The sequence below is a fragment of the Thainema salinarum CENA647 genome (assembly GCF_057732415.1).
In genome coordinates this window covers 2,024,825-2,044,539 of record NZ_JBYJZJ010000022.1, presented here as the reverse complement: position 1 = coordinate 2,044,539, position 19,715 = coordinate 2,024,825, and the positions used below count along the sequence as shown (strand labels likewise).

15 protein-coding genes and 1 pseudogene are annotated in these 19,715 nt (G+C 50.8%); 11 read left to right on the top strand and 5 right to left on the bottom strand.

What is annotated here, in order from left to right:
* Positions 1-57: 57 nt before the first annotated feature.
* Positions 58-294, top strand: coding sequence for a UPF0175 family protein (locus AC286M_RS15855; RefSeq protein WP_488205310.1), 237 nt, complete (start codon positions 58-60; stop codon positions 292-294).
* 98 nt (positions 295-392) lie between these two features.
* On the opposite strand, the gene AC286M_RS15850 is transcribed toward AC286M_RS15855, so the two are convergent.
* A complete protein-coding gene (locus tag AC286M_RS15850; protein ID WP_488205309.1) occupies positions 393-1,541 on the bottom strand; it encodes a cell envelope integrity TolA family protein in 1,149 nt (382 codons plus the stop codon).
* Between the two features lie 279 nt (positions 1,542-1,820).
* Here AC286M_RS15850 and AC286M_RS15845 point away from each other — a divergent pair, with 279 nt between their 5' ends.
* From AC286M_RS15845 to AC286M_RS15830, 4 genes and pseudogenes are all read left to right on the top strand, one after another.
* Positions 1,821-2,000, top strand: coding sequence for a hypothetical protein (locus AC286M_RS15845; RefSeq protein WP_488205308.1), 180 nt, complete (start codon positions 1,821-1,823; stop codon positions 1,998-2,000).
* A gap of 3 nt (positions 2,001-2,003) precedes the next feature.
* Positions 2,004-2,744, top strand: a complete 741-nt coding sequence (locus tag AC286M_RS15840; protein ID WP_488205307.1) for a class I SAM-dependent methyltransferase — start codon at positions 2,004-2,006, stop codon at positions 2,742-2,744.
* A gap of 197 nt (positions 2,745-2,941) precedes the next feature.
* Positions 2,942-4,019: pseudogene (locus tag AC286M_RS15835) on the top strand (ISAs1 family transposase).
* 211 nt (positions 4,020-4,230) lie between these two features.
* Entirely contained in the window at positions 4,231-5,001 is a 771-nt protein-coding gene (locus AC286M_RS15830; RefSeq protein WP_488205306.1) for a cobalt-precorrin-6A reductase, read from the top strand.
* An 89-nt stretch (positions 5,002-5,090) separates the two neighbouring features.
* Here the strand turns inward: AC286M_RS15830 and AC286M_RS15825 are convergent, their stop codons facing one another.
* The gene (locus AC286M_RS15825) at positions 5,091-5,360 is read right to left on the bottom strand and encodes a YciI family protein (RefSeq protein WP_488205305.1); all 270 of its coding nucleotides are present in this window, start codon (positions 5,358-5,360) and stop codon (positions 5,091-5,093) included.
* Between the two features lie 593 nt (positions 5,361-5,953).
* On the opposite strand from AC286M_RS15825, the gene AC286M_RS15820 reads away from it, so the two are divergent.
* A complete protein-coding gene (locus AC286M_RS15820; RefSeq protein ID WP_488205304.1) occupies positions 5,954-6,307 on the top strand; it encodes a hypothetical protein in 354 nt (117 codons plus the stop codon).
* A 144-nt stretch (positions 6,308-6,451) separates the two neighbouring features.
* Here the strand turns inward: AC286M_RS15820 and AC286M_RS15815 are convergent, their stop codons facing one another.
* Positions 6,452-7,693, bottom strand: coding sequence for an MFS transporter (locus AC286M_RS15815; RefSeq protein ID WP_488205303.1), 1,242 nt, complete (start codon positions 7,691-7,693; stop codon positions 6,452-6,454).
* Positions 7,694-7,884: 191 nt separating this feature from the next.
* Positions 7,885-9,816 (bottom strand): sulfite reductase, ferredoxin dependent, encoded by a 1,932-nt coding sequence (sir, locus tag AC286M_RS15810; RefSeq protein WP_488205302.1) that lies wholly within the window; start codon positions 9,814-9,816, stop codon positions 7,885-7,887.
* 403 nt (positions 9,817-10,219) lie between these two features.
* Here sir and AC286M_RS15805 point away from each other — a divergent pair, with 403 nt between their 5' ends.
* A complete protein-coding gene (locus AC286M_RS15805; RefSeq protein ID WP_488205301.1) occupies positions 10,220-10,477 on the top strand; it encodes a CRR7 family NDH-1 assembly protein in 258 nt (85 codons plus the stop codon).
* A gap of 65 nt (positions 10,478-10,542) precedes the next feature.
* Here AC286M_RS15805 and AC286M_RS15800 read toward each other — a convergent pair whose 3' ends face one another.
* Entirely contained in the window at positions 10,543-11,115 is a 573-nt protein-coding gene (locus tag AC286M_RS15800; protein WP_488205300.1) for a DUF2854 domain-containing protein, read from the bottom strand.
* Positions 11,116-11,408: 293 nt separating this feature from the next.
* On the opposite strand from AC286M_RS15800, the gene AC286M_RS15795 reads away from it, so the two are divergent.
* The 4 genes from AC286M_RS15795 to AC286M_RS15780 all read left to right on the top strand — a co-directional run bounded on the left by AC286M_RS15795 (position 11,409) and on the right by AC286M_RS15780 (position 19,425).
* Complete coding sequence (locus AC286M_RS15795) at positions 11,409-11,597, top strand: hypothetical protein (RefSeq protein ID WP_488205299.1); 189 nt, start codon at positions 11,409-11,411, stop codon at positions 11,595-11,597.
* 571 nt (positions 11,598-12,168) lie between these two features.
* On the top strand, positions 12,169-14,004 hold the full coding sequence (gene treZ, locus AC286M_RS15790; protein ID WP_488205298.1) for a malto-oligosyltrehalose trehalohydrolase: 1,836 nt from the start codon (positions 12,169-12,171) through the stop codon (positions 14,002-14,004).
* A 262-nt stretch (positions 14,005-14,266) separates the two neighbouring features.
* Positions 14,267-17,068, top strand: a complete 2,802-nt coding sequence (gene treY / locus AC286M_RS15785) for a malto-oligosyltrehalose synthase (protein ID WP_488205297.1) — start codon at positions 14,267-14,269, stop codon at positions 17,066-17,068.
* A 761-nt stretch (positions 17,069-17,829) separates the two neighbouring features.
* Positions 17,830-19,425, top strand: a complete 1,596-nt coding sequence (locus AC286M_RS15780) for a trehalase family glycosidase (protein WP_488205296.1) — start codon at positions 17,830-17,832, stop codon at positions 19,423-19,425.
* The last annotated feature ends 290 nt before the right edge of the window (positions 19,426-19,715 follow it).

The window sequence follows — 19,715 nt, the reverse complement described above, 5'->3', positions numbered from 1 at the left end:
GCATCAACACAAGTCAACGTGTCAGAATTTGTGAAGACCTGTTGTGGAGCATGAGTCATGCAAATCACGCTCGATCTGCCAGATGATCTCCAATTAACTGAAACCGATTTGCGAGCAGAATTAGCGATTACTCTATTCCAACAAGAACGGATTACGCTGGGTACCGCTAGCCAAATTGCGGAACTGCATCAAATTGAATTTCAACGTCTCATTGCTAGCCGTGGCATCTGCGTTCACTACGATGTGGAAGACCTAGAGCAAGATCTTTCCAGCCTGCGTCAGGATGGTTGTTAATGCGGGTTGTCAGTAACACCTCGCCTCTAAGCAATTTGGCTGTGATTGGCGAAATCGGACTGTTACAACAGATTTATCCGCAAGTGCTAAATTGACCCTTAAACTTTGATTGTCTCAAATCGTTTCATCAGCGCGGGACGATTGCTATAGTCCGATTTCAAACGCTCAAACCGATCGCGAAACTCAGGTAACTTCCCCTGCTGCTCAGCCACATCGTGTAAATCGCGCAGTAACTGCGTCGCCTCATCATACGGTTTCGCTTGTTTCCGCTGCAGTAGCTCAACGATCTGATCCCAGGCTTGATCAGCTTTGAGCGCAAAATTTTCCAAATACTTCAGGCGTTTTTTGCGAGCCGCTTCTTGCTCTTTCTGACGCTTTCTTTCAGCCGCTGCTCGTTCTTTCTTCAGACGCTTGTCTCTCAGCTCATCTGCGATCGCACACAGCTCCGATAGTCGTCTCGTACCAGCAGCCGTCTGTGGTGCGGCTTGATCAGCTCCTGCCAACTCCTTCAGCCGACTGATCAACTGTAAATCAACCCGTGGTTCCTGCCGAACGAGTTTAATCAAAAACTCCTGTCGCTCAGCTTCTGAAAGTTTAGGTAGCCAATTTTCCAGGGGTGATTCTGTCCCCGACTTCTGTTTAGGACTCGTCTGAGCAGCAGCGGCAACCAGATCCGGATCGAGTTCGACCAGTTCCATGAATGCTTTGAGCGGAGCAGAAAGCTGACCTAAATTGGGCGGCACAGGTGGCTCAACCGGATCCTCCTCTAGCTCATAGCCAGCAAACTGATCGATCACGCGCAGCCACGCCAAGTAGAGCAACCGCAGATCACCCTTCAGCAAATCGTCCCGCAGCGGGGCAATCTGTGAGAGCCACCCGTCACCCTCCGCCCAGCCGCTCCAGCCATCGTCGCTAATTTCAATATTGAGCACAATGTGCTGCTTAGTCTGGGTGCAGGTAATCGCATGAGGCAGACAGTACGGTTCAAACCACTCCAGATCTGCGATCGCAGATGGCAGTCGAAACATAAACTGCCACGAACCCCAGTTGGCAATGTAGAACATGATGTCGAAATATTTGGCCAAGATCTGTTCTGCATCGCCCGGAAAGTCACTGTAGTTATAGACAAAAACGGCTCGGCTAGAGCTGATCTGAACCCGACTAGACAGCTTCTGAATAACAGCTTGTTCTTGCGATGTCAGCGGACGATCAACAGCTAGAAACTCGTAATATTGGTATTCGCTCATCGGTCTGACCAGTTGGGGCGGGCTACTAATGAGATTAACGGATAATACCGTTCCTCGTTAATAGGAATACAGATTCGGGGCTGGTTGACTGACAAAACTCTTGCTCTCCCTGTTCTTTCGGAGGTTGGCTAGAGCGCTAGCAAAACCCAACAAAACCGGGATTGAGGATCTTCATTGGTACTGAGAAATATGTGCTTCATCGCCGATAGCCAATCGGTTAGACTACACTTGAACTGTAAAAACACTTAAACTTCGATTGAATACCGCGAGAGTTTCATTATGTTTCCACTGATTGGTATTTTGGCCCTGGGTGGCTATGGCTATGGTGCCTTTCGTTTCTGGAAAGGCTTCAATCGCACCAACTTCACCCAAAATCGCGCTGTACTGACCCTGCTGTGGCCCCTGTTTTTGACCAACAAAAACTATCGTCAGAATTTCAACAAAGCATTAAAGGGATAGGGAATGACCAATCGCCCCCAAAACAGTTGGTTCAATAGTTCCGCGTCTCAGCATCCCGGTAGCCAAGCCGCAAATTGGCAAAAGCAAATTACTGCGATCGCACAGCGCTACAACAAGGAATATCAGCAGCAACCGTTCGATCTGCCTGCTGAAGTGGAAGCCATGCCCGTTTTTCACGAATGGGCCTCCGGAGCGCTAGCTGCCAGAAAATCAACCCCATTTTGGGAACTGGCGAAACCCAAGAAAAATCAGCATTGCCTGGATCTGGGCTGCGGCGTCAGCTTTCTGATTTATCCCTGGAACGAGTGGCAAGCCTACTTCCACGGTCAAGAAATCAGCAGCGTCGCGCAGGAAACTCTCAATTCCCGCAGCCCCCAGCTCAACTCCAAGCTGTTCAAAGGTGCGCGTCTCGCTCCGGCTCATAAGCTGGAGTACGATGCAGATTATTTTGATCTTGCGATCGCAGTTGGCTTTAGCTGCTACTACGACTTGGACTACTGGCAAACCGTCATGGAAGAAGTGCAAAAGGTACTGAAACCTGGCGGCGCTTTTGTGTTTGACGTGCTGAATCCCGACATTCCCCTCGCCGAAAACTGGGCCATTCTGGAAACTTACCTCGGCGCAGAAGTCTTTCTCGAATCCATTGCGGATTGGAAAGCCTTAATTAAACAATCTGGCGCAAAAGTTACCAAGCAGCGCGAAGGTGAGCTATTCCACGGTTTCTGCGTCAAGTGGCCAACCTAGATCCGCTTCCCCAAACACCCCCTACCGTGTATACACATCTTGATCACTGCTTCTCAACCCCGAAATGATCCCCCCTTGCCCCCCTTAAAAAGGGGGGAATTGACTCAAAGTTCCCCCTTTTTAAGGGCAGGGCTGATTTATTGATGAGAGAAAAAAGATAATGAGATAGGTAACCATTTTTGCACAACAACTAAACCATGAGCCTCATCAGCCATCTCAAGCAAATTCCAGACTTTCGAACTCAACCGCGATATCCCCTGTGGGTCGTGCTGCTTTTGATCATCATGGCAACGATGAGTGGGTGCTTGGGTTACCGAGCGATTGAAGATTTCGTCGAACGGCATCAAACGGTGTTGCTGGACTGTTTAGAGCTGCCTCACACCCGACTGCCCGCCTACTCAACGATCCGCAAGGTGATCGTGCGAACCAACTTTGAACACCTGAGTCAAGCCTTCAATGACTGGGCAACAACGGCATTTGCGCCCCAAACCGGAGAACAACTGGCCACCGATGGCAAGAGTATCAAGGCAACCGTCACAGACTATGACCAAAGTTATCAAGACTTCGTCAGTGTCGTCTCTGCCTTCAGTGTGCAACAAGGGGTCGTGGTTGGACTCCAATCGATGCGAAACCAACAGCAAAGTGAGATTGTCACCGTGCAGACCTTGTTAGATGTCTTGCAATTCAAAGGAGTTTGCTTCAGTTTTGATGCGTTGCACACTCAAAAAAACGGTTGAGCAGATTATTGCCAGTGGCAATGACTACCTGATGGCCGTCAAGCCGAACCAACCTAAGCTGTTTGAGCATCTGCGAACCCAGTTTGAGCAATCGTTACCCACCAGTTCAGATTGCCAAGTTGAACGAACGCGTGAGCGCCAAACAAGTCGTACCGTCAGTGTTTTGGAATCAGTCGCAGGGATAGACCCCGGTTGGGTTGGAGTCGAGCGCATGGTTCGAGTCGAACGAGTCGGAACTCGTGACAACCAGCCTTACACTCAGACCATGTTCTACATCAGTTCACTCCCGTTGGATGCCGTAGGCTTTGCTCAGCACATTCGCTCTCATTGGCACATTGAGAATCGATTGCATTGGCCAAAGGATGTCGTGCTTCATGAAGATCACGCCCCTTTGTGTGATGGTCATGCACCGACCAATTTTGCGATTGTGCGAACGATTGCGGTCAATCTGTTTCGCCAAGCCGGATTTGCCTCCATCACCAAGGGACTGCGGCATTTAGCCCACGATATCCCCCGTCTATTTTCCTTTTTTCAATAAATCAGCCCTGCTTTTTAAGGGGGATTTAAGGGGATTTCAGCGTTGAAACGGAGTCTAGGGACTGTTATACAAAGTAGCCCAAACACCCCGTAAGGGAGGGTTTAACCGTTGACTCTAAACTCCCAATCAACATTGGTGAACGAAACCCGCCCTTACAGATCTCACTCAAAACTAATCAATAAAACCCGCTCTACAACAGGGTTTATTTTTCGTGAAAAGCTCGAAACGAATTTGGTTAATTGGCGGCACTCAGGAAAGCGCTGCGATCGCACATGCCCTCATCCAGCATCAGATTCCCTCTCTCGTCACCGTCACCACCGAATCCGCCCGCCAGCTTTATCCCCCATCTTCAAGCTTAGATATTTGGGTTGGACGGTTAGCTGATGATGAAATGCCGCAGTTTATACAGAATCAGGGAATCAGCGCAATTGTAGACGCCTCTCACCCCTACGCTGTAGCAATTTCGAAATCTGCGATCGCAACCGCCCAAGCTCTCTCAATTCCCTACCTGCGCTACGAACGACCTGCGATCGCACCAAGCCACTCCAGTCACCTGGTATTTCCGTCAATAGAAGACGTAATTGCCAGCGACATCTTCACCGATCAGCGAGTCCTGCTGACCATTGGCTACCGCTGGCTACCGCTGTTTCAACCGTGGCAAGACCGAGCAGCCCTGTTTGTGCGGATTCTGCCCTCAACCGTTGCCCTCAACACCGCTTTAGCCGCTGGTTTCACCCCTGACCGTATCATCGCCCTCCGTCCCCCTGTCACTCCTGCACTAGAACAAGCCCTCTGGCAGCAGTGGCAAATTTCAATGGTCGTGACAAAAGCATCCGGCACGGCTGGAGGGGAGGATACTAAACGCCAAATTGCCGCGCAGCTTGGCATTTTGCTGGTGACGATTGAGCGCCCTGCAATCACCTATCCCAATCAAACAAATGATATAGAACAGGCCATTCAATTCTGCATCAATCACTCGTAGGGGCAAATGGCATTCGCCCTGACCTCCAAATCGCGTCGAGGGGCGAATAGCCATATAGCCCTTCGGGCATGGCTTCGCTAACGCCCCTACTAGAACGCCTGAATCCACTCTTTGACGAAATACTCTGTCCAGATACCGTTTTGCCAATAGGGGTCACCCTCAACTAGCGATCGCACCTCAGCTTCGCTTGCCGCTTCATAAATACCAAACACCATCGTCGTGTCTGCGGTTGGCCCCAGCGTGATCAGCTGACCCGCTTCTTTTTGCTTGGCCAATCCGGCCAGATGCGCTTCCCGATAGGGGGCTCGCTTTTCCAGCACGTTCTCGCAATAGCTGCCCCACATCACATACTTGGGCATTTTTGTAATCCCTCTAACTACAACGATGAAGATTCTACCGAGGAATCTGCCCAACCATGCTACTTTCTGGCAAGATCTAGCCTCCGTAATTCCATACTGTAGGTTAGCGTTTTCGATACGTCACCTTGTCTAGTACATCTGGCACACCTACGTAAAACTCCCGATAAACTAATGAATATCTTTAAGATTGATGAACTGTCTCCGTAGATCTACGGCAAGGTTGAAGTGCAAAATCGGCTTGATTTCTGCTGCTTTTATGACATGTGACGTACCACAAACTAGCTTGCATAGGCAGCTTCACAGAATTGACATTTGTATTTTTTGAGTTAAAACAGGAATATCTACCTTTAGGGTAGTTATCGATACAGCGTCTATCACATACACTTAGATTTAATGTGAAGAGTTGTTGAAGTAAGTTGTGGTTTAGGAAAAGCTGCTTCAAAGCGCTTCACCTTTTTAAGATCCATCAGGGAAAGTTCGGGCCATATATTGTTGCCAAATCAAGCTGAAATAAAGCGTTGATTGGCTTACTTCACAAAGTTGAGTCCACTTTCAAACATACAGTGCTAAAGAGGTTATAGGCTGTGGGTGCTATGCAGGAAACGATTCTATTCCAAGAGAACTGCGACTATCTCGAATTTGGTAGCCGTGTTTCGCGCGCGTTCTCACCGAAGCAACGATTTTTCAAATCTATTCCGCCGGAGCGGATTGGGTTGAACGGTGAATATGATCATCACGGATTGGCGAAGCGAGTCAAGTTAGAACTGACAGAAGCCTTTGATGCAGAGACAATCAATAGTTTAAGAATTACGCAAAGAGGTCGAATTGTCATTTTCACGGGCAAGGTCGCTAACCCGCATGTGCTGGCTAGGTTAGTTAAGTTTACGCTACGGGTCAATGGAGCAGAAGGGATTGAAACTCACGGTGTGAAGTTGCTGTCCGCATAATTGTCCTGCATAGCTACCAAATTTCAAGTTGGTTTAGCGCATATTTTGCGCACCTATAAAGCTGAAATCCAGATGAGGCATGTGTCGCTGTAGTACGGCGAAACGGTATAAAACATGCTTCTTCTGGCTTTTTCATTGGCGAAATTAATAGTCTTCTAGCTTTGAGTGATCAAACTGGGGTTGGACACTGAGCGCAACGCAGACAGCGGCGGCCAAAAATGAGATCGCACTGCCAATACCGCTTGTACTCGTCGGAATACTCTCCAACTGTGCAATCGCCACTCCAAATAGGCTAGAGGCCAAAGCCCCACCGCTGAAATAGATGCCCGTTCCTAAACCCGCCTTATCCGGCGGCACCAGCGAAAGGGCAAAAGGAATTGTGCTGTTGGAAACGAGACTGAAGGCAGCTCCCAGTGCGATCGCAAGTCCCGCCGCTGTCACCAATCCCTGCATCAAGATCATCAGTCCGCAAAAAATCGCCATCGCCGCCAGTCCAATCATCATGCCCAAACGATTGCCCAGCCGAGTCGTGAGCGTGCCTGCTGGTATGGCAGTAACAGCCAGGGCAATAAAAATTAGCCCCACGACCAAGCTAGGATTATCAACCGCCTGAGCCTGGACGAGCTGGGGAAAGCTCAGCATCAGCAACCGAAAGCCCAATCCCACACCCACGCCTGCACCGAAGATTAATCCCAGTGCTGGAATCGAAACGGGCGGATGTGCGATTGCGCGGCTTCCATCGGCTTTATTGGCGGCTGTGTCTAAAGGTTTAACCGTGCGATCCGGATCAAACAGGCGCAATGCCCCAGCCGCAACTAGCAGCACAAACGAACCCAAGCCAAACGCCACCACTGGCCCTAGTCCCAAAATAAACTCACTCGCCAGTGGCCCCATCGCCCCCGCCACGCCGCCCACGAGCGTCAAAATACTCGCCGCTTGCGGCAAGTGGGTGGCAAAGGCATATCGCCCCAAGAGTGACAGGGCTGGGCTGCGAAACACCGTCATGGCCAGTGCCCAAGCCACCAGGATAATCGGTAAAAGCCAGCGGGCTGCGCCGGAATCCCAACCAAAAACCACAGCGAACGGAATCAGAATAAAGCAGACGGCGGCTAATACCACACCCACGGCAATTATTGGAAAGCGGCTACCCACCCACTGCTGCGCCCGATCCGAAAAGCTGCCCATTAGCGGCTCCATCACCATCGCCAGCAGATTTTCCAGCACGAGCAGCCCCACCGCCAAGCCTCTAGGGAATCCAACCTGGATCAACAAGTCTGCCAGGTACAAGTTATAAATCACCCACATCAGTGCGATCGCACCTTGCACGGCGGCCAATCCCCAAACCTGTAGCCACAATACGCGCCGGGAAGAAACAGAAGCAGTCATAATGCATGTGCCGCTTGACAGTAGGGCTTAGGGGACAATCGTTATCCCTCATAGCTGACCTATACCTAACCTGTTTACTTCCACACGAGCAACGCAGCGTAGGAATTTGTCATAGATTTTTTTCATTCAAAGAGGCATGTTGCTGCCGCAATGCGGCAGCAACATGCCTCTTTGGGTTTTTAGGCTTGAGTTTAACTCTTGAGGTACTTTTGCAGTGCTTCAGCCGTTACTTCAGTCATTGAGCGATTTTGCCGCATAGCCGCTTCTTTCAGCAGATCGTACAGCTCATCATCCACCGTCACCCGCCGCTTGTGCTTGCGACCCTGCTTAGCCGTGCTGCTCTTGAGGTGCTGGTCATCCCCTGGCTGATAGCGATCCATATACTCACGAAGCGCATCGAAACCAACCCGCGCACAGAAATCACCAAAGCTTTCCTTCGACTTACGCTTCTCGCGAAAAAAGACAAAAATTGGCGTCAGCGTGTCTTCCAGCGTGTCAATATGCATCCGGTCAATAAACGGCTGCGCCAGCCGCGTTTGATTCGGCGCACCGCCCAGCCAAAGCTGATAGGAATCCGGCGCACTGCCCACAAAACCTAGTTCCGCCATATAGGGGCGGGCGCAACCATTGGGGCAACCCGTCATCCGAATGAAGAACTCTTCTTTCTCTAGGCCAAGCTGGTTCAGCAGCGCCCGCACCCGATCAATCATGCTCGGCAGAATCCGCTCCGACTCTGTGATCGCCAAACCGCAGGTCGGCAGCGCTGGGCAAGCCATTGAGTAGCGCACCAGCGGATCAATGTCGGTTTCTTTCTTGATGCCATTTTCATCCAGAATGGCCTGGATTTTCTTCTTCGCCTTGGGCTCAATATCGTAAATAACGATATCGTGGTTGCCCGTCAGCCGCATCGGCAGATGGAACTGCTGCGTAATCTCGCGCAGGGCCGTCTTCAGCTTCAGATTGGGCCAGTCTGCTACCCGACCGTTCTGGATCGAAATGCCCAAGAACAGCTTGCCGTCACCCTGCTCCTGCCAACCCAGATAGTCCCGAAATTCAAACGTGGATAGCTTTTTGAACGGCTCCAGCTCCTTGCCAAAGTACTCTTCCACCTTGGCTCGGAACTTGTCAACGCCCCAATCGTGCAGCAAATACTTCATCCGAGCATGCCGCCGCTGAGCGCGATCGCCATAGTCGCGCTGCGTTGACACGATCGCTTTAATCAGGTCATAAACATCGTCCTTATCGACGTAGCCGATTGGATCAGCCAGTCGCGCAAAGGTTTCTTCCTTGTTGTGGGTGCGACCCATGCCGCCACCTGCTAGGACGTTGAAGCCCTTCAGTTTGCCCTTCTTGCTGGTAATGACAATTAGACCGACGTCTTGGGTATAGACATCAATGGAGTTGTCGCCCGGCACCGTGACCGCGCACTTGAACTTACGGGGCATATAGACATCCCCGTAGATTGGCTCTACCGAGTCATGTATAACCGTGCCGCTGCCGTTGCGCTGACGCGCCGCCACGACATCGGGATGCTCCTCAGCGGTTAAAAATTTCTCGCCATCCAGCCAAATGTCATAATACGCACTGGTTTGAGGCCGCAGTAGGTCGGCAATTCGGTCAGCATAGTCCCGTGCGTAAACATACTCCGGCTTGTCCTGAAATGGAGCCGGGGGAGCCATCACGTTGCGGTTCAAATCGCCGCAGGCTCCCAGAGTTGACCCCATGTTTTTAACAATAGTCGCAACTGTCTCTTTCAGATTCCGCTTCAGAATGCCGTGAATTTGGAAACCCTGACGCGTAGTGACACGGAGGGTATGGTTGCCAAATCGCTCCGACAGATCATCCAGCGCTAAATACAGCTCCGGCGGGATGAATCCGCCCGGATTCCGCGTCCGCAGCATGAACTGGTAGTCCTTCTCCTGCCCCTTGACTCGGTTATCCCGGTTGTCCTGCTGATATGACCCGTGAAACTTCAGAATTTGGATACCATCGCTCGAAAAGTGGGTGGTATCTTCCAGAATTTCGGTAGCAACGGGTTCGCGCAAAAAATCGCTGCGCTGCTTGATGCCTTCCATTTTGGAAAGCTTGTCGGGTGCGGACGGTTTCGTTGGAGTGTTAACCATTAGTCTAAGCGGGATGATGGACGAGCAAGATTATTAACCTACCATCGCAGGCTGCGATCGCAAGGAAACACTTTAAAAGTCTCAAGCTTTCAAGGTCGCTCAATCTGGTAAGTATGAGAAACCCCGGTAAATCGGTCGAGATTGCGGTGTATCCCCTTCATCCTAACATCTCTTCTAGTCGAGGTTGAGGAGGATGAGTCGCCAAAGGTTGATATTTCATAACCTGATTTCGCTGAGACAATTCCTTTCGCCGAACATCCCAAACCTTAAACGTTCCTTAGGTTCAGTGCCGAGGTGCGGCTGTGCGATCGCAAACGCAATTGACGCGCGATAGACTCAGAAAGAAGCTGGCGCTGCTCATGCAGCCCGCTGGCACTGTCCAATTGTTTGGAGCGACGAAATCATGCCCGATTCACTGATGTATCAGGAAGAAATGTTTGTTCTGCTTGAGCCAGGTCAACCGGAGCAGTTTCTCGATGCTGAGGAATTAGAAGCCAAACTGACGGATGTCCTGCGCACCCATCAAGCCGATTTGCCGCGCAGCCTAGCCCGATATGACCAGATTGACGAGCAGGTGAAGCATTTGATCAACACGTCCTGCGAATTTGAAACAGAACCCGGTCATTCTGTACAGTGGTACGTTGTTCGCTTGGAGAAATAACCTGAAACCGTCCACATTGTGTAGGGGCGAATGGCCATTCGCCCCTACACAATGTTTAACCCTGTTTACACGGCTGCGGGTGTACCTGCTGCCTCTGGACTGGTAATCAGCGACACCTCAACTTTGTCTTCAGTCGGCTGGGTTAAATCTAATCGGATGCCAGGCCCAAAAAAGCGCTCAATGCGATCGCGTTTTTTCTCCCAGGTTTCAAACGGCATATTCGGCGAGTCAAACTCCAAAATCAGCGTATAAGCGCCGCCGATTTGGGTTTCGCGCACTCCGGTCAAAGTAGGGCGCTCCTCGTCATTGCGACTTAACCCCAGTGCTTCTAGAGACGTATCTAAATGAACCTCTTGGCCGTAGCGATAGCGAGTGACATCCTTACGAATTTGAGTTTGAGTTTGAGTCGCCTGGGTTTTCCGCAGCTCCAGCACCTCTGGTGAGGTTGGCTCAGTAAACGGCACAGGCTTCAGTTCAGACGCCTTCAGCGCTAACCCGCCCAGCAAAATGGGAATGCCGTAAAAGAAACCCACCAGGTTGAGCGTTGCCTGCTCGGCAAAATAGGCCGCAAAACCAATGACGGTCAGAATGCCTCCAACCGTAAGTCCAATTGCTCCCAGGGGAAATTGACGCAGCATAGTATGAAGAAAAAATAAATATCGTTGATCAGAATCAGTTAATGATGTCCTGACTCCATCATCCCCTTAAATCTGCCCTTATGCCTGTCGCCGATCAAATATTTGTGCGACCTTACGTAAGGGCGAATGGCCATATAGCTCTTCGGGCATGGCTACGCTAACGCCCCTACCAGACACTATTGCTGTATGCCTGGTGTAAATAGTGCGATCGCAGATTTCCCCTTAAGATAAGAACAGCGGCCTGTCTGGATCAGGCACCACACGAATTTATATGCACATTACCCGACATCATTATGGATCTAACCCAAATTCGCGAACGGATTGAAATCATTCAAAGCAAGCGCCAAGCCCTCGTCAAGCTTTTAGAACAGCCCAACCTAGGCACCCTACGAATTGATGTTAACCAGGCACTAGAAGAAATGGACGACCTACTCGACGAGTTTGATCGGACATTTCCAGAAGCAACGGGTAGCCAATATTAAACGACACATTCAGCTTACATCTTGCATCTTGCACTTTGAGAACCCGAAGCGGTTGTTTTGCCGCCGCGATGCGGCGGCAAAACAACCGCTTCTTGGGTTTGGTGCAAGATGTAAGTTCAGCCAATTGACTCATTGAGAAACGTTTGTGGGTATATGTTTAGCGTGGCATAGAATGCCCTCATCCCCCAGCCCCTTCTCCCACAGGAGAAGAGGAGCCGGATCGGAAGTCCCTCTCCTGCGGGAGAGGGATTTAGGGTGAGGGCAAAACGATCGAGGGCAAGCTAGCAGAGCATTACGCTAAACAACAAACGCTTGCGGAGCAAGCGTTTCACAAAAAGTAAATTAGGTTCTTATATGCGGACTTGATACTAGAACGGCCATTTTGTTGCTATCAACGGCGACAGAATGGCTCTTCTAGTTTTTGGGTTTAGCCAGTAGTCTCCATAGCAATCCTCCCTCGCGATAGATGTTTTACTTTCAAGAGAACTTGAGAATAGAATCGCGCAAATGAACTGCGTCAATTTACATCATTTCAGTCACCTACATCTTGTAAACGGGTCAGAGGACAACTATGCGACTAGGCGCAGCCTGGGTTGGCAATCAAGACTGGGAATTTACTGTTTGGGCACCGCAGCGTCAGCAGGTTGACGTCGAACTACTTACCCCAGAGCCGCGCTGGGTACCGATGCAGCCCGCCGAACTAGGACACTGGCAGGTGAAAATTTCAAACTTACCGCCGGATACTCGCTACCGTTATCGCCTCGACGGGACAGACAGCTTTCCCGATCCGGCTTCTCACTTTCAGCCCGCAGGGCCGCATCAGCCATCCCAAATCGTTTCGCACCATGCATTTGAATGGACAGATCAGGACTGGCGAGGCATTCCGCTGGCCGACTACATTATTTACGAACTGCACGTTGGCACATTCACGCCAGAGGGCACATTTGATGCGATCGCAGATCGACTATCCGATCTGAAAGAACTAGGCATTAACGCAATTGAGATTATGCCCGTCGCCCAATTTCCGGGCGATCGCAACTGGGGTTATGACGGCACCTATGTCTACGCCGTCCAAAATTCCTACGGTGGCCCAGAAGGTCTAAAACGACTGGTCAACGTCTGCCATCAGCAGGGAATTGCCGTCGTCATGGACGTGGTCTACAACCACTTTGGCCCCGAAGGTAACTATGTCGGCCAGTTTGGGCCATACTTTACCGCCCACTACAAAACCCCTTGGGGCAATGCCGTCAACTTCGACGATGCTGACAGCCCCGGCGTACGCAACTTTGTGGTTGAAAATGCGCTCTACTGGCTGGAGCAGTATCACATTGACGCCCTGCGCCTGGATGCCGTCCACGCCATTTATGACTACGGAGCTTATCACATCCTGGCCGAAATGGCCGATCGGGTGGCGGAGTTGAACCAGCAAAGCCAGTTTCAGCGCTACTTAATCGCCGAGAGCGATTTGAACGACGTAGAGGTTGTTCGTTCGCGATCGCAAAATGGTCACGGCATGAACGCCCAGTGGAGCGACGACTACCACCACTGCGTTCACACCCTGCTGACGGGTGAAAATATTGGCTACTACCAGGACTTCGGCACCTGTGAGCAACTGGCCAAAGTTTGGCGCAAGAGCTTTGCCTACACCTGGGACTATTCCCATGATCGGCAGCGCTACCACGGCAGCGATCCCAGCGAATGCAACCTGTTTCAGTTCGTCGTTGCCGTCCAGAATCACGACCAGGTCGGCAACCGCATGTTAGGTGAGCGGCTGTCCCATCTCGTCTCGTTTGAAGCCCAAAAGCTGGCAGCAGCCCTACTCATCCTCGCTCCCGCCATCCCCATGCTGTTCATGGGCGAGGAATATGGAGAAGATGCTCCCTTCCTCTACTTCATCAGCCACACCGATCCCGATCTCGTCCAAGCCGTCCGCGAAGGCCGCAAACGCGAATTTGAAGCCTTTCACCTCGAAGGCGAACCACCCGATGCCGCCAGCCAAGAAGCCTTTCAAACCAGCACGCTGAACTGGGACAAGCGCACCCAAGGTCAACATGGCGTGCTGCTGGAGTTCTATCAAACGCTGATCAAACTGCGCCGCAGTTCCCCGGCCTTGATGAACTGCGATCGCACCTGTCTCGAAGCATCCAGCGATGAAGCTAATCGCGTCCTCGCCCTACGCCGCTGGCAGGGAGATGAGCAAACGCTCGCTCTCTTCAGCTTCAACGATAATCCCGCCCCCATCCCCACCGACTGGCTAGCCGGACAAACCTGGCAAAAACAGCTCGATTCCGCCGATTCCCGCTGGAAAGGCAAGGGCTCAACCCTGCCAGAAACATTAACCTCTGATTCTCAGGATTCGCTGACAGTTTCTCCTTGGAGTGTGGCGGTTTATGGGGGGAAGGGGTAGATATGGAGGCATGTAAAGGGCAGGAAAGCAGGGAGAGAGTCTTTGTAGGGTGTGTTGAGCAAAACGAAACGCACCGACAACAATTAACCTGAACTCTTACCACCTACCAATCAACTAAGCTTCCCACTATCAATCCTGAACCTTAATCATCACTATTAACCACTAACCATCAACCCAATCACCATCAATCATCAACTTTCCATCAACCATCAACTTTTAGAAATCCAACTATCTAGCAACTACTAGGAGTCAGCCAGAGCTTATGCGAATTCCTGTTGCGACTTATCGAATTCAGTTCAATCTCGACTTTACCTTCAAGGATGCTCATGCGATCGCAACTTACTTGAAGGAACTGGGTATTTCCGATTTATATGCCTCACCGATTTTTAAGGCTCGTGAGGGCAGTACACATGGATATGACGTAGTCGATCCGCGTCAGTTCAATCCGGAACTCGGTGGAGAAGAAGCATTTGAAGCCTTGGTGCAGACGCTGCGGGATCAGGGCATGGGCTGGCTTCAGGACATTGTGCCCAATCACATGGCCTATGATACCCAGAATGAGTTTCTGATGGACGTATTGGAAAATGGGCCAGATTCCGAATATTTCAGCTTTTTTGATATTCAGTGGGAGCATCCCTATCCCGATTTGCAGGGCAAGATTCTGACGCCGCTGCTGGGAGACTTCTACGGCAGGTGCTTGGAGCGGGGTGAACTCCAGCTCAGCTATGACGAAGCGGGCTTAGCCGTCAACTACTACAACAACCGATTCCCCCTGCGCGTCGAGTCCTACTCTGACTTGATTACCTACGATATGGGCCGACTGGCGCGATCGCTAGGACGACAGCATCCCGACTTTATTAAGCTGCTGGGCGTGCTCTACATGCTGCGGCATTCAATCGCCGATACCACGGGGCAGCAGCGCCGCGATCAGGTTGCCTTTGTCAAAGGCATGCTGTGGGAACTGTATCAGTCCAATGAAGAGATTCAGCAGTTTATTGACCATAATCTGGCCTATTTTAACGGCGATGCCAACGATCCCAGCAGCTTTGATCCCCTTGATCGGCTACTGTCTAACCAGTTTTTCCGGCTGTCCTTCTGGAAAGTGGGAGCCGAAGAACTTAACTATCGCCGCTTTTTCACGGTCAATGAGCTGATTAGCGTCAATGTGCAAAAGCAAAATGTCTTTCGCACCACCCATAAACTAATTTGCGAAGCGATTAATCAGGAACAGTTTACGGGTATTCGCATTGACCATATTGACGGGCTATACGATCCAGAACGCTATCTGCACCAGTTGCGCGATAGTTTAGGCGACGACACCTACATCGTTGTAGAAAAAATTCTGGAACCAGGCGAAACGTTGCCCAACGACTGGCCGATTCAGGGCACATCCGGTTACGACTTTTTGAACACCGTCAACCGTCTGTTCTGCCAATCGGAAAGCGAAGATGCCCTCACCCGGCTCTACTACCGCTTTACCGGACTCTACGAGCCTTATAAAGAGCTGGCACTGGAGAAAAAGCAGCTGATTGCCGAGACAAATCTGGCGGGCGATATTGAAAATTTAGCCAATCAGCTCAAGAGCATTGCCGGGCGCTATCGCTACGCCAGTGACTTTACGCTCAACGGTCTGCGGCGCGCAGTGATGGAAGTGCTGGTGCTGTTCCCCATCTATCGCACCTACATTACCAATGAGGGCATTGACGAACGCGATCGCACTTACGTTCAGCGCGTGATCCGTCAGGCCAAAGCCCGCCGCCCGCAGCTCACCAAAGAGCTAGACTTCATTCAAAAGCTGTTACTGCTGGAGCATGAAGACTGGCTGACCAAAGAAGAGCGCGATCGCTGGACGCACTTTGTTATGTGGCTCCAGCAATTCACTGGGCCGCTGATGGCCAAAGGCATTGAAGACACGCTGCTGTATGTTTACTACCGCTTCACATCACTCAATGAAGTGGGCGGGTCGCCTGATGAATTTGCCATTTCGCTACCCGAATTTCACGCCTTCCACAAATATCAGCGAGAGCATTGGCCCCACGCCCTCAATGCCACCTCCACCCACGACACCAAGCGCAGCGAGGACATCCGGGCACGACTCAACGTGCTGTCGGAAATCCCCGACGAATGGGATGTCGAGGTGGAAACCTGGCGCATGTTGAACCATGTCCACAAGCAAACGGGTGAGGATCGGCTGATTCCCGATGCCAACGACGAGTATTTCCTCTACCAGACCCTGGTCGGTGCGCTGCCCTTTGCTCCCTACGACCATGAGAATTTCCGCGATCGCATCAAAGACTACGCCGTCAAAGCCGTACGAGAAGCCAAAGTCCACACTGCCTGGCTGCGACCCGATACCGAATATGAAGAAGGATTTGTCGCCTTCATTGATGGGCTAATGGAACAGCGAGAGGACAACGAATTTCTCCAGCGACTTCATGCCTTTAACGAGAAGGTTGCCGCCTACGGCATTTTCAACTCCCTCTCCCAACTGCTGATTAAAATTACCGCACCTGGCGTACCCGACATTTACCAGGGCACCGAATTCTGGGACTTGAGCCTGGTCGATCCGGATAACCGCCGCCCCGTCGATTACGAACTGCGAGCCAAAGCTCTGCAAAACCTGCGCGATCGCACCGCTGCCGATATGCCTGGATTATTGAAAGAGTTGCGATCGCAGGCTGCCGACGGTCGCATCAAGCTGTTTTTAATCATGCAGGCACTGGCTGCTCGTACCAAATATGTCGGTATTTTTCAGCAGGGTAGCTATTTACCGATCAAGGTCACGGGCGACTATCAGGATCACGTCGTCGCCTTTGCTCGCCAGTTTGGCAATCAAGTGGCGCTCACGGTAGTCCCCCGCTTTCTAGTAAAGCTAGTTCATCCCTCCGAGTTTCCCCTGGGTGATGCTGTTTGGGGCAACACCGCCATCGAGATTCCCAACGGCAACCAAGTCAACTGGATCAACACCATCACGAATGAATCCCTCTCTGGGCAATCGGTCTTACCCATCTCCCAAATCCTTAACCAATTTCCAGTTGCGTTATTAGTGAGTACACCAAGCTAATTTAGTTGCGTTGTGATAAACAAGTTCGATATTGGGTAGGGGTGGGTTTAGCAGATCAATCTGCACCGTGTCATAAACTTGACGACGAAACCCATCCCTACAGTTTGCGGCTCTATCCAATTCACGCTTCTTGGAGAATTTTCCAATAGCATCAGCAACACGAAAAAAAGAAAGGGTTTTACTGCGTGCAGTAAAACCCTTTCTTCGTTATGGCCCCAAATTATTCTGACAACGCTGTAGCCAATTCGATCTTACTCCACGCCATAAAACTGTAAGAAATGATACGGATACAGGCCCATATCAACTGATGCCAAGAAAAATCGAACTAAAGCCATAGTTTTTTGAACATTTCTTGAACCGTCAGCGTTTTCCCTTTGCATTATTTGAATCCTGTGTGAGCTTGGACAAGTAGACATCAAGTTTGTTTTAGGGGAAATCTCGTAAGGGTTTCTACCGACTGCATAAGTTGCCTTGGCAACAGTTTTAACGATACAAATCGTTCTTCAAAGCAATTTCTAAATTACAGCTACACAAAGGCTTCGTTGCTCCCACTTGGGGAAAGCCGCTTCGCATCTACGCTTCGTTGTCTTGAGTGCTCTATTCGGTTTGTTCTGGGGTTTCCTCCAAAGCAAACTGAATAGAGCACAAGTTCTGCATCGGCTGTAGCGACGTCGCTCAAATGGTGTCAAGTCCCAAAAGATGTTAATCTCCAAAAAACAAACTTAAGAAAAAGTAAAGTTTGCTGAATTCCCCTTAATTCTGTGATATCAACTTCCACCTCAATCTCTACTTCCACCTCCCTACTGCCTCCATCTGAAGATATTGAAGCAGTCCGCGACTACATTAAGCGCACCTGGAAAACCTTGACCCGCTCAACTGAACATATCCTGGCTGCGGCTAAAGATTCAAAAGTGGATCATGAGCGAAACACTCGCTGGCCCGTCTATATTTCCATCAAAGAAGATATTGAGCGCGTGCGCAACCACCTCAAACAGGTATTGCCGCCCAGCGAATTCAGCCGCATTGATCTGCGGGTACTACCAGCCGAAATCGACCAAATTGAAGAACACGGTCTGCTCTATCTGCCCCATGATTACGTGGTGCCCGGAGGTCGCTTCAACGAAATGTACGGCTGGGACAGCTACTTTATTCAGCTTGGCTTACTGCGCGATGGCGAGGTCGATCTGGCCCAAAGCCTCGTCGATCAGATGATTTACGAGGTGGAGCATTATGGCACGGTGCTGAACGCGAATCGCACCTACATGCTGACGCGATCGCAACCGCCTGTGCTCACGCTGATGATCCTGGCTCAGTATCAGTACAACGTTGATCGGGAGTGGTTGCTGTCTACGCTACCTGCGGTTGAGAGTTACTACTATTTCTGGACGGTGCCGCCCCATCTCAATCAGTCCACCGGACTATCCCACTACTACGATCTCGGCGAAGGCCCTGCCCCAGAAGTAGTCGTATCGGAACGGGATGAGTATGGTCGCACTCACTACGATCGCATCTGCGACTACTACCAAAATCATGTGGTCGAAGATTACGACGTCAACCTGTATTACGACCGCGATCGCAACCAGCTAACCAATCTCTTTTTCAAAGGCGACCGAGCCATGCGGGAGTCAGGCCTCGACCCCACTAACCGCTTCGGCCCTTTCAGCGTCGATATTATCCACTATGCCCCCGTTTGTCTCAACGTGCTGCTCTACCAAATGGAACGGGACATCGCTGAAATTAACGACATCCTGGGCCACAAAGATGCCTGGATTTCCTGGCGCGATCGCGCCATCAAGCGGCGAGCACTAATCAATCAATTTCTCTGGGATGAGGAGCAGGGGCAGTACTACGACTACAACTTCCGTACGGGTCAGCATCGCTACTACGACTACATCACCACGTTCTATCCCCTCTGGGTCGGCATCGCCACCCCACAGCAGGCCAAGCGCGTTGTAGAAAACCTTCACAAGTTCGAATGCCCAGGCGGATTGCGCACCAGCACCACCGTCACGGGCAATCAGTGGGACGCCCCCTTCGGCTGGGCACCGCTAAACTGGATTGCGATTGAAGGACTGCGTCGCTATGGCTATGAAGAAGAAGCAAAGCGAATTGCAGGCAAGTTCATCAGTCTACTCGTGAAAGAGTTCAAGCGCACGGGTACACTGCTCGAAAAATACGATGTGGAAGCCTGTACCGGGGATGTGTCTTCAGAAATTCACTTTGGCTACAGCAGCAACGAAATCGGCTTTGGCTGGACAAATGGGGTACTGCTAGAGCTGTTGGAAACAATCAACTTTGAGAACTGCCTGTTTTCAACCCATCCCACTAAAGAAGCCGATTTGATCAATCAGTTTTGACTTTGGCTGCAAAATCCGGTGACTCAAGCCCCTGTCATCATGCGTTGTAGGAGAATTAATATCCCCAAATATCCCAAAGCGGGTATTCTGCACCGTCATGCGGCAGCAGAATACCCGCTTTGGGTTTAGACCTCAAGAAATCATGACCTGATTCACCAATTTTCTTTTTCGGATGTAAGTTTTACTGAACTAACGGTGAATACTAAGGATCTCATAAAATTCTCTGCAAAATCTCAGGTTTTGGGGTGATGATAGGGTAATGGAACATTCGTTCCGTTATTTTCGTTATA

Excerpts from the sequence above, each read along its gene's own strand:
- AC286M_RS15855 (WP_488205310.1), top strand. The coding sequence starts at position 58 with ATGCAAATCACGCTCGATCTGCCAGATGATCTCCAATTAACTGAAACC.
- AC286M_RS15850 (WP_488205309.1), bottom strand. The coding sequence starts at position 1,541 with ATGAGCGAATACCAATATTACGAGTTTCTAGCTGTTGATCGTCCGCTG.
- AC286M_RS15845 (WP_488205308.1), top strand. The coding sequence starts at position 1,821 with ATGTTTCCACTGATTGGTATTTTGGCCCTGGGTGGCTATGGCTATGGT.
- AC286M_RS15840 (WP_488205307.1), top strand. The coding sequence starts at position 2,004 with ATGACCAATCGCCCCCAAAACAGTTGGTTCAATAGTTCCGCGTCTCAG.
- AC286M_RS15825 (WP_488205305.1), bottom strand. The coding sequence starts at position 5,360 with ATGCCCAAGTATGTGATGTGGGGCAGCTATTGCGAGAACGTGCTGGAA.
- AC286M_RS15820 (WP_488205304.1), top strand. The coding sequence starts at position 5,954 with ATGCAGGAAACGATTCTATTCCAAGAGAACTGCGACTATCTCGAATTT.
- AC286M_RS15815 (WP_488205303.1), bottom strand. The coding sequence starts at position 7,693 with ATGACTGCTTCTGTTTCTTCCCGGCGCGTATTGTGGCTACAGGTTTGG.
- sir (WP_488205302.1), bottom strand. The coding sequence starts at position 9,816 with ATGGTTAACACTCCAACGAAACCGTCCGCACCCGACAAGCTTTCCAAA.
- AC286M_RS15805 (WP_488205301.1), top strand. The coding sequence starts at position 10,220 with ATGCCCGATTCACTGATGTATCAGGAAGAAATGTTTGTTCTGCTTGAG.
- AC286M_RS15800 (WP_488205300.1), bottom strand. The coding sequence starts at position 11,115 with ATGCTGCGTCAATTTCCCCTGGGAGCAATTGGACTTACGGTTGGAGGC.
- AC286M_RS15795 (WP_488205299.1), top strand. The coding sequence starts at position 11,409 with ATGGATCTAACCCAAATTCGCGAACGGATTGAAATCATTCAAAGCAAG.
- treZ (WP_488205298.1), top strand. The coding sequence starts at position 12,169 with ATGCGACTAGGCGCAGCCTGGGTTGGCAATCAAGACTGGGAATTTACT.
- treY (WP_488205297.1), top strand. The coding sequence starts at position 14,267 with ATGCGAATTCCTGTTGCGACTTATCGAATTCAGTTCAATCTCGACTTT.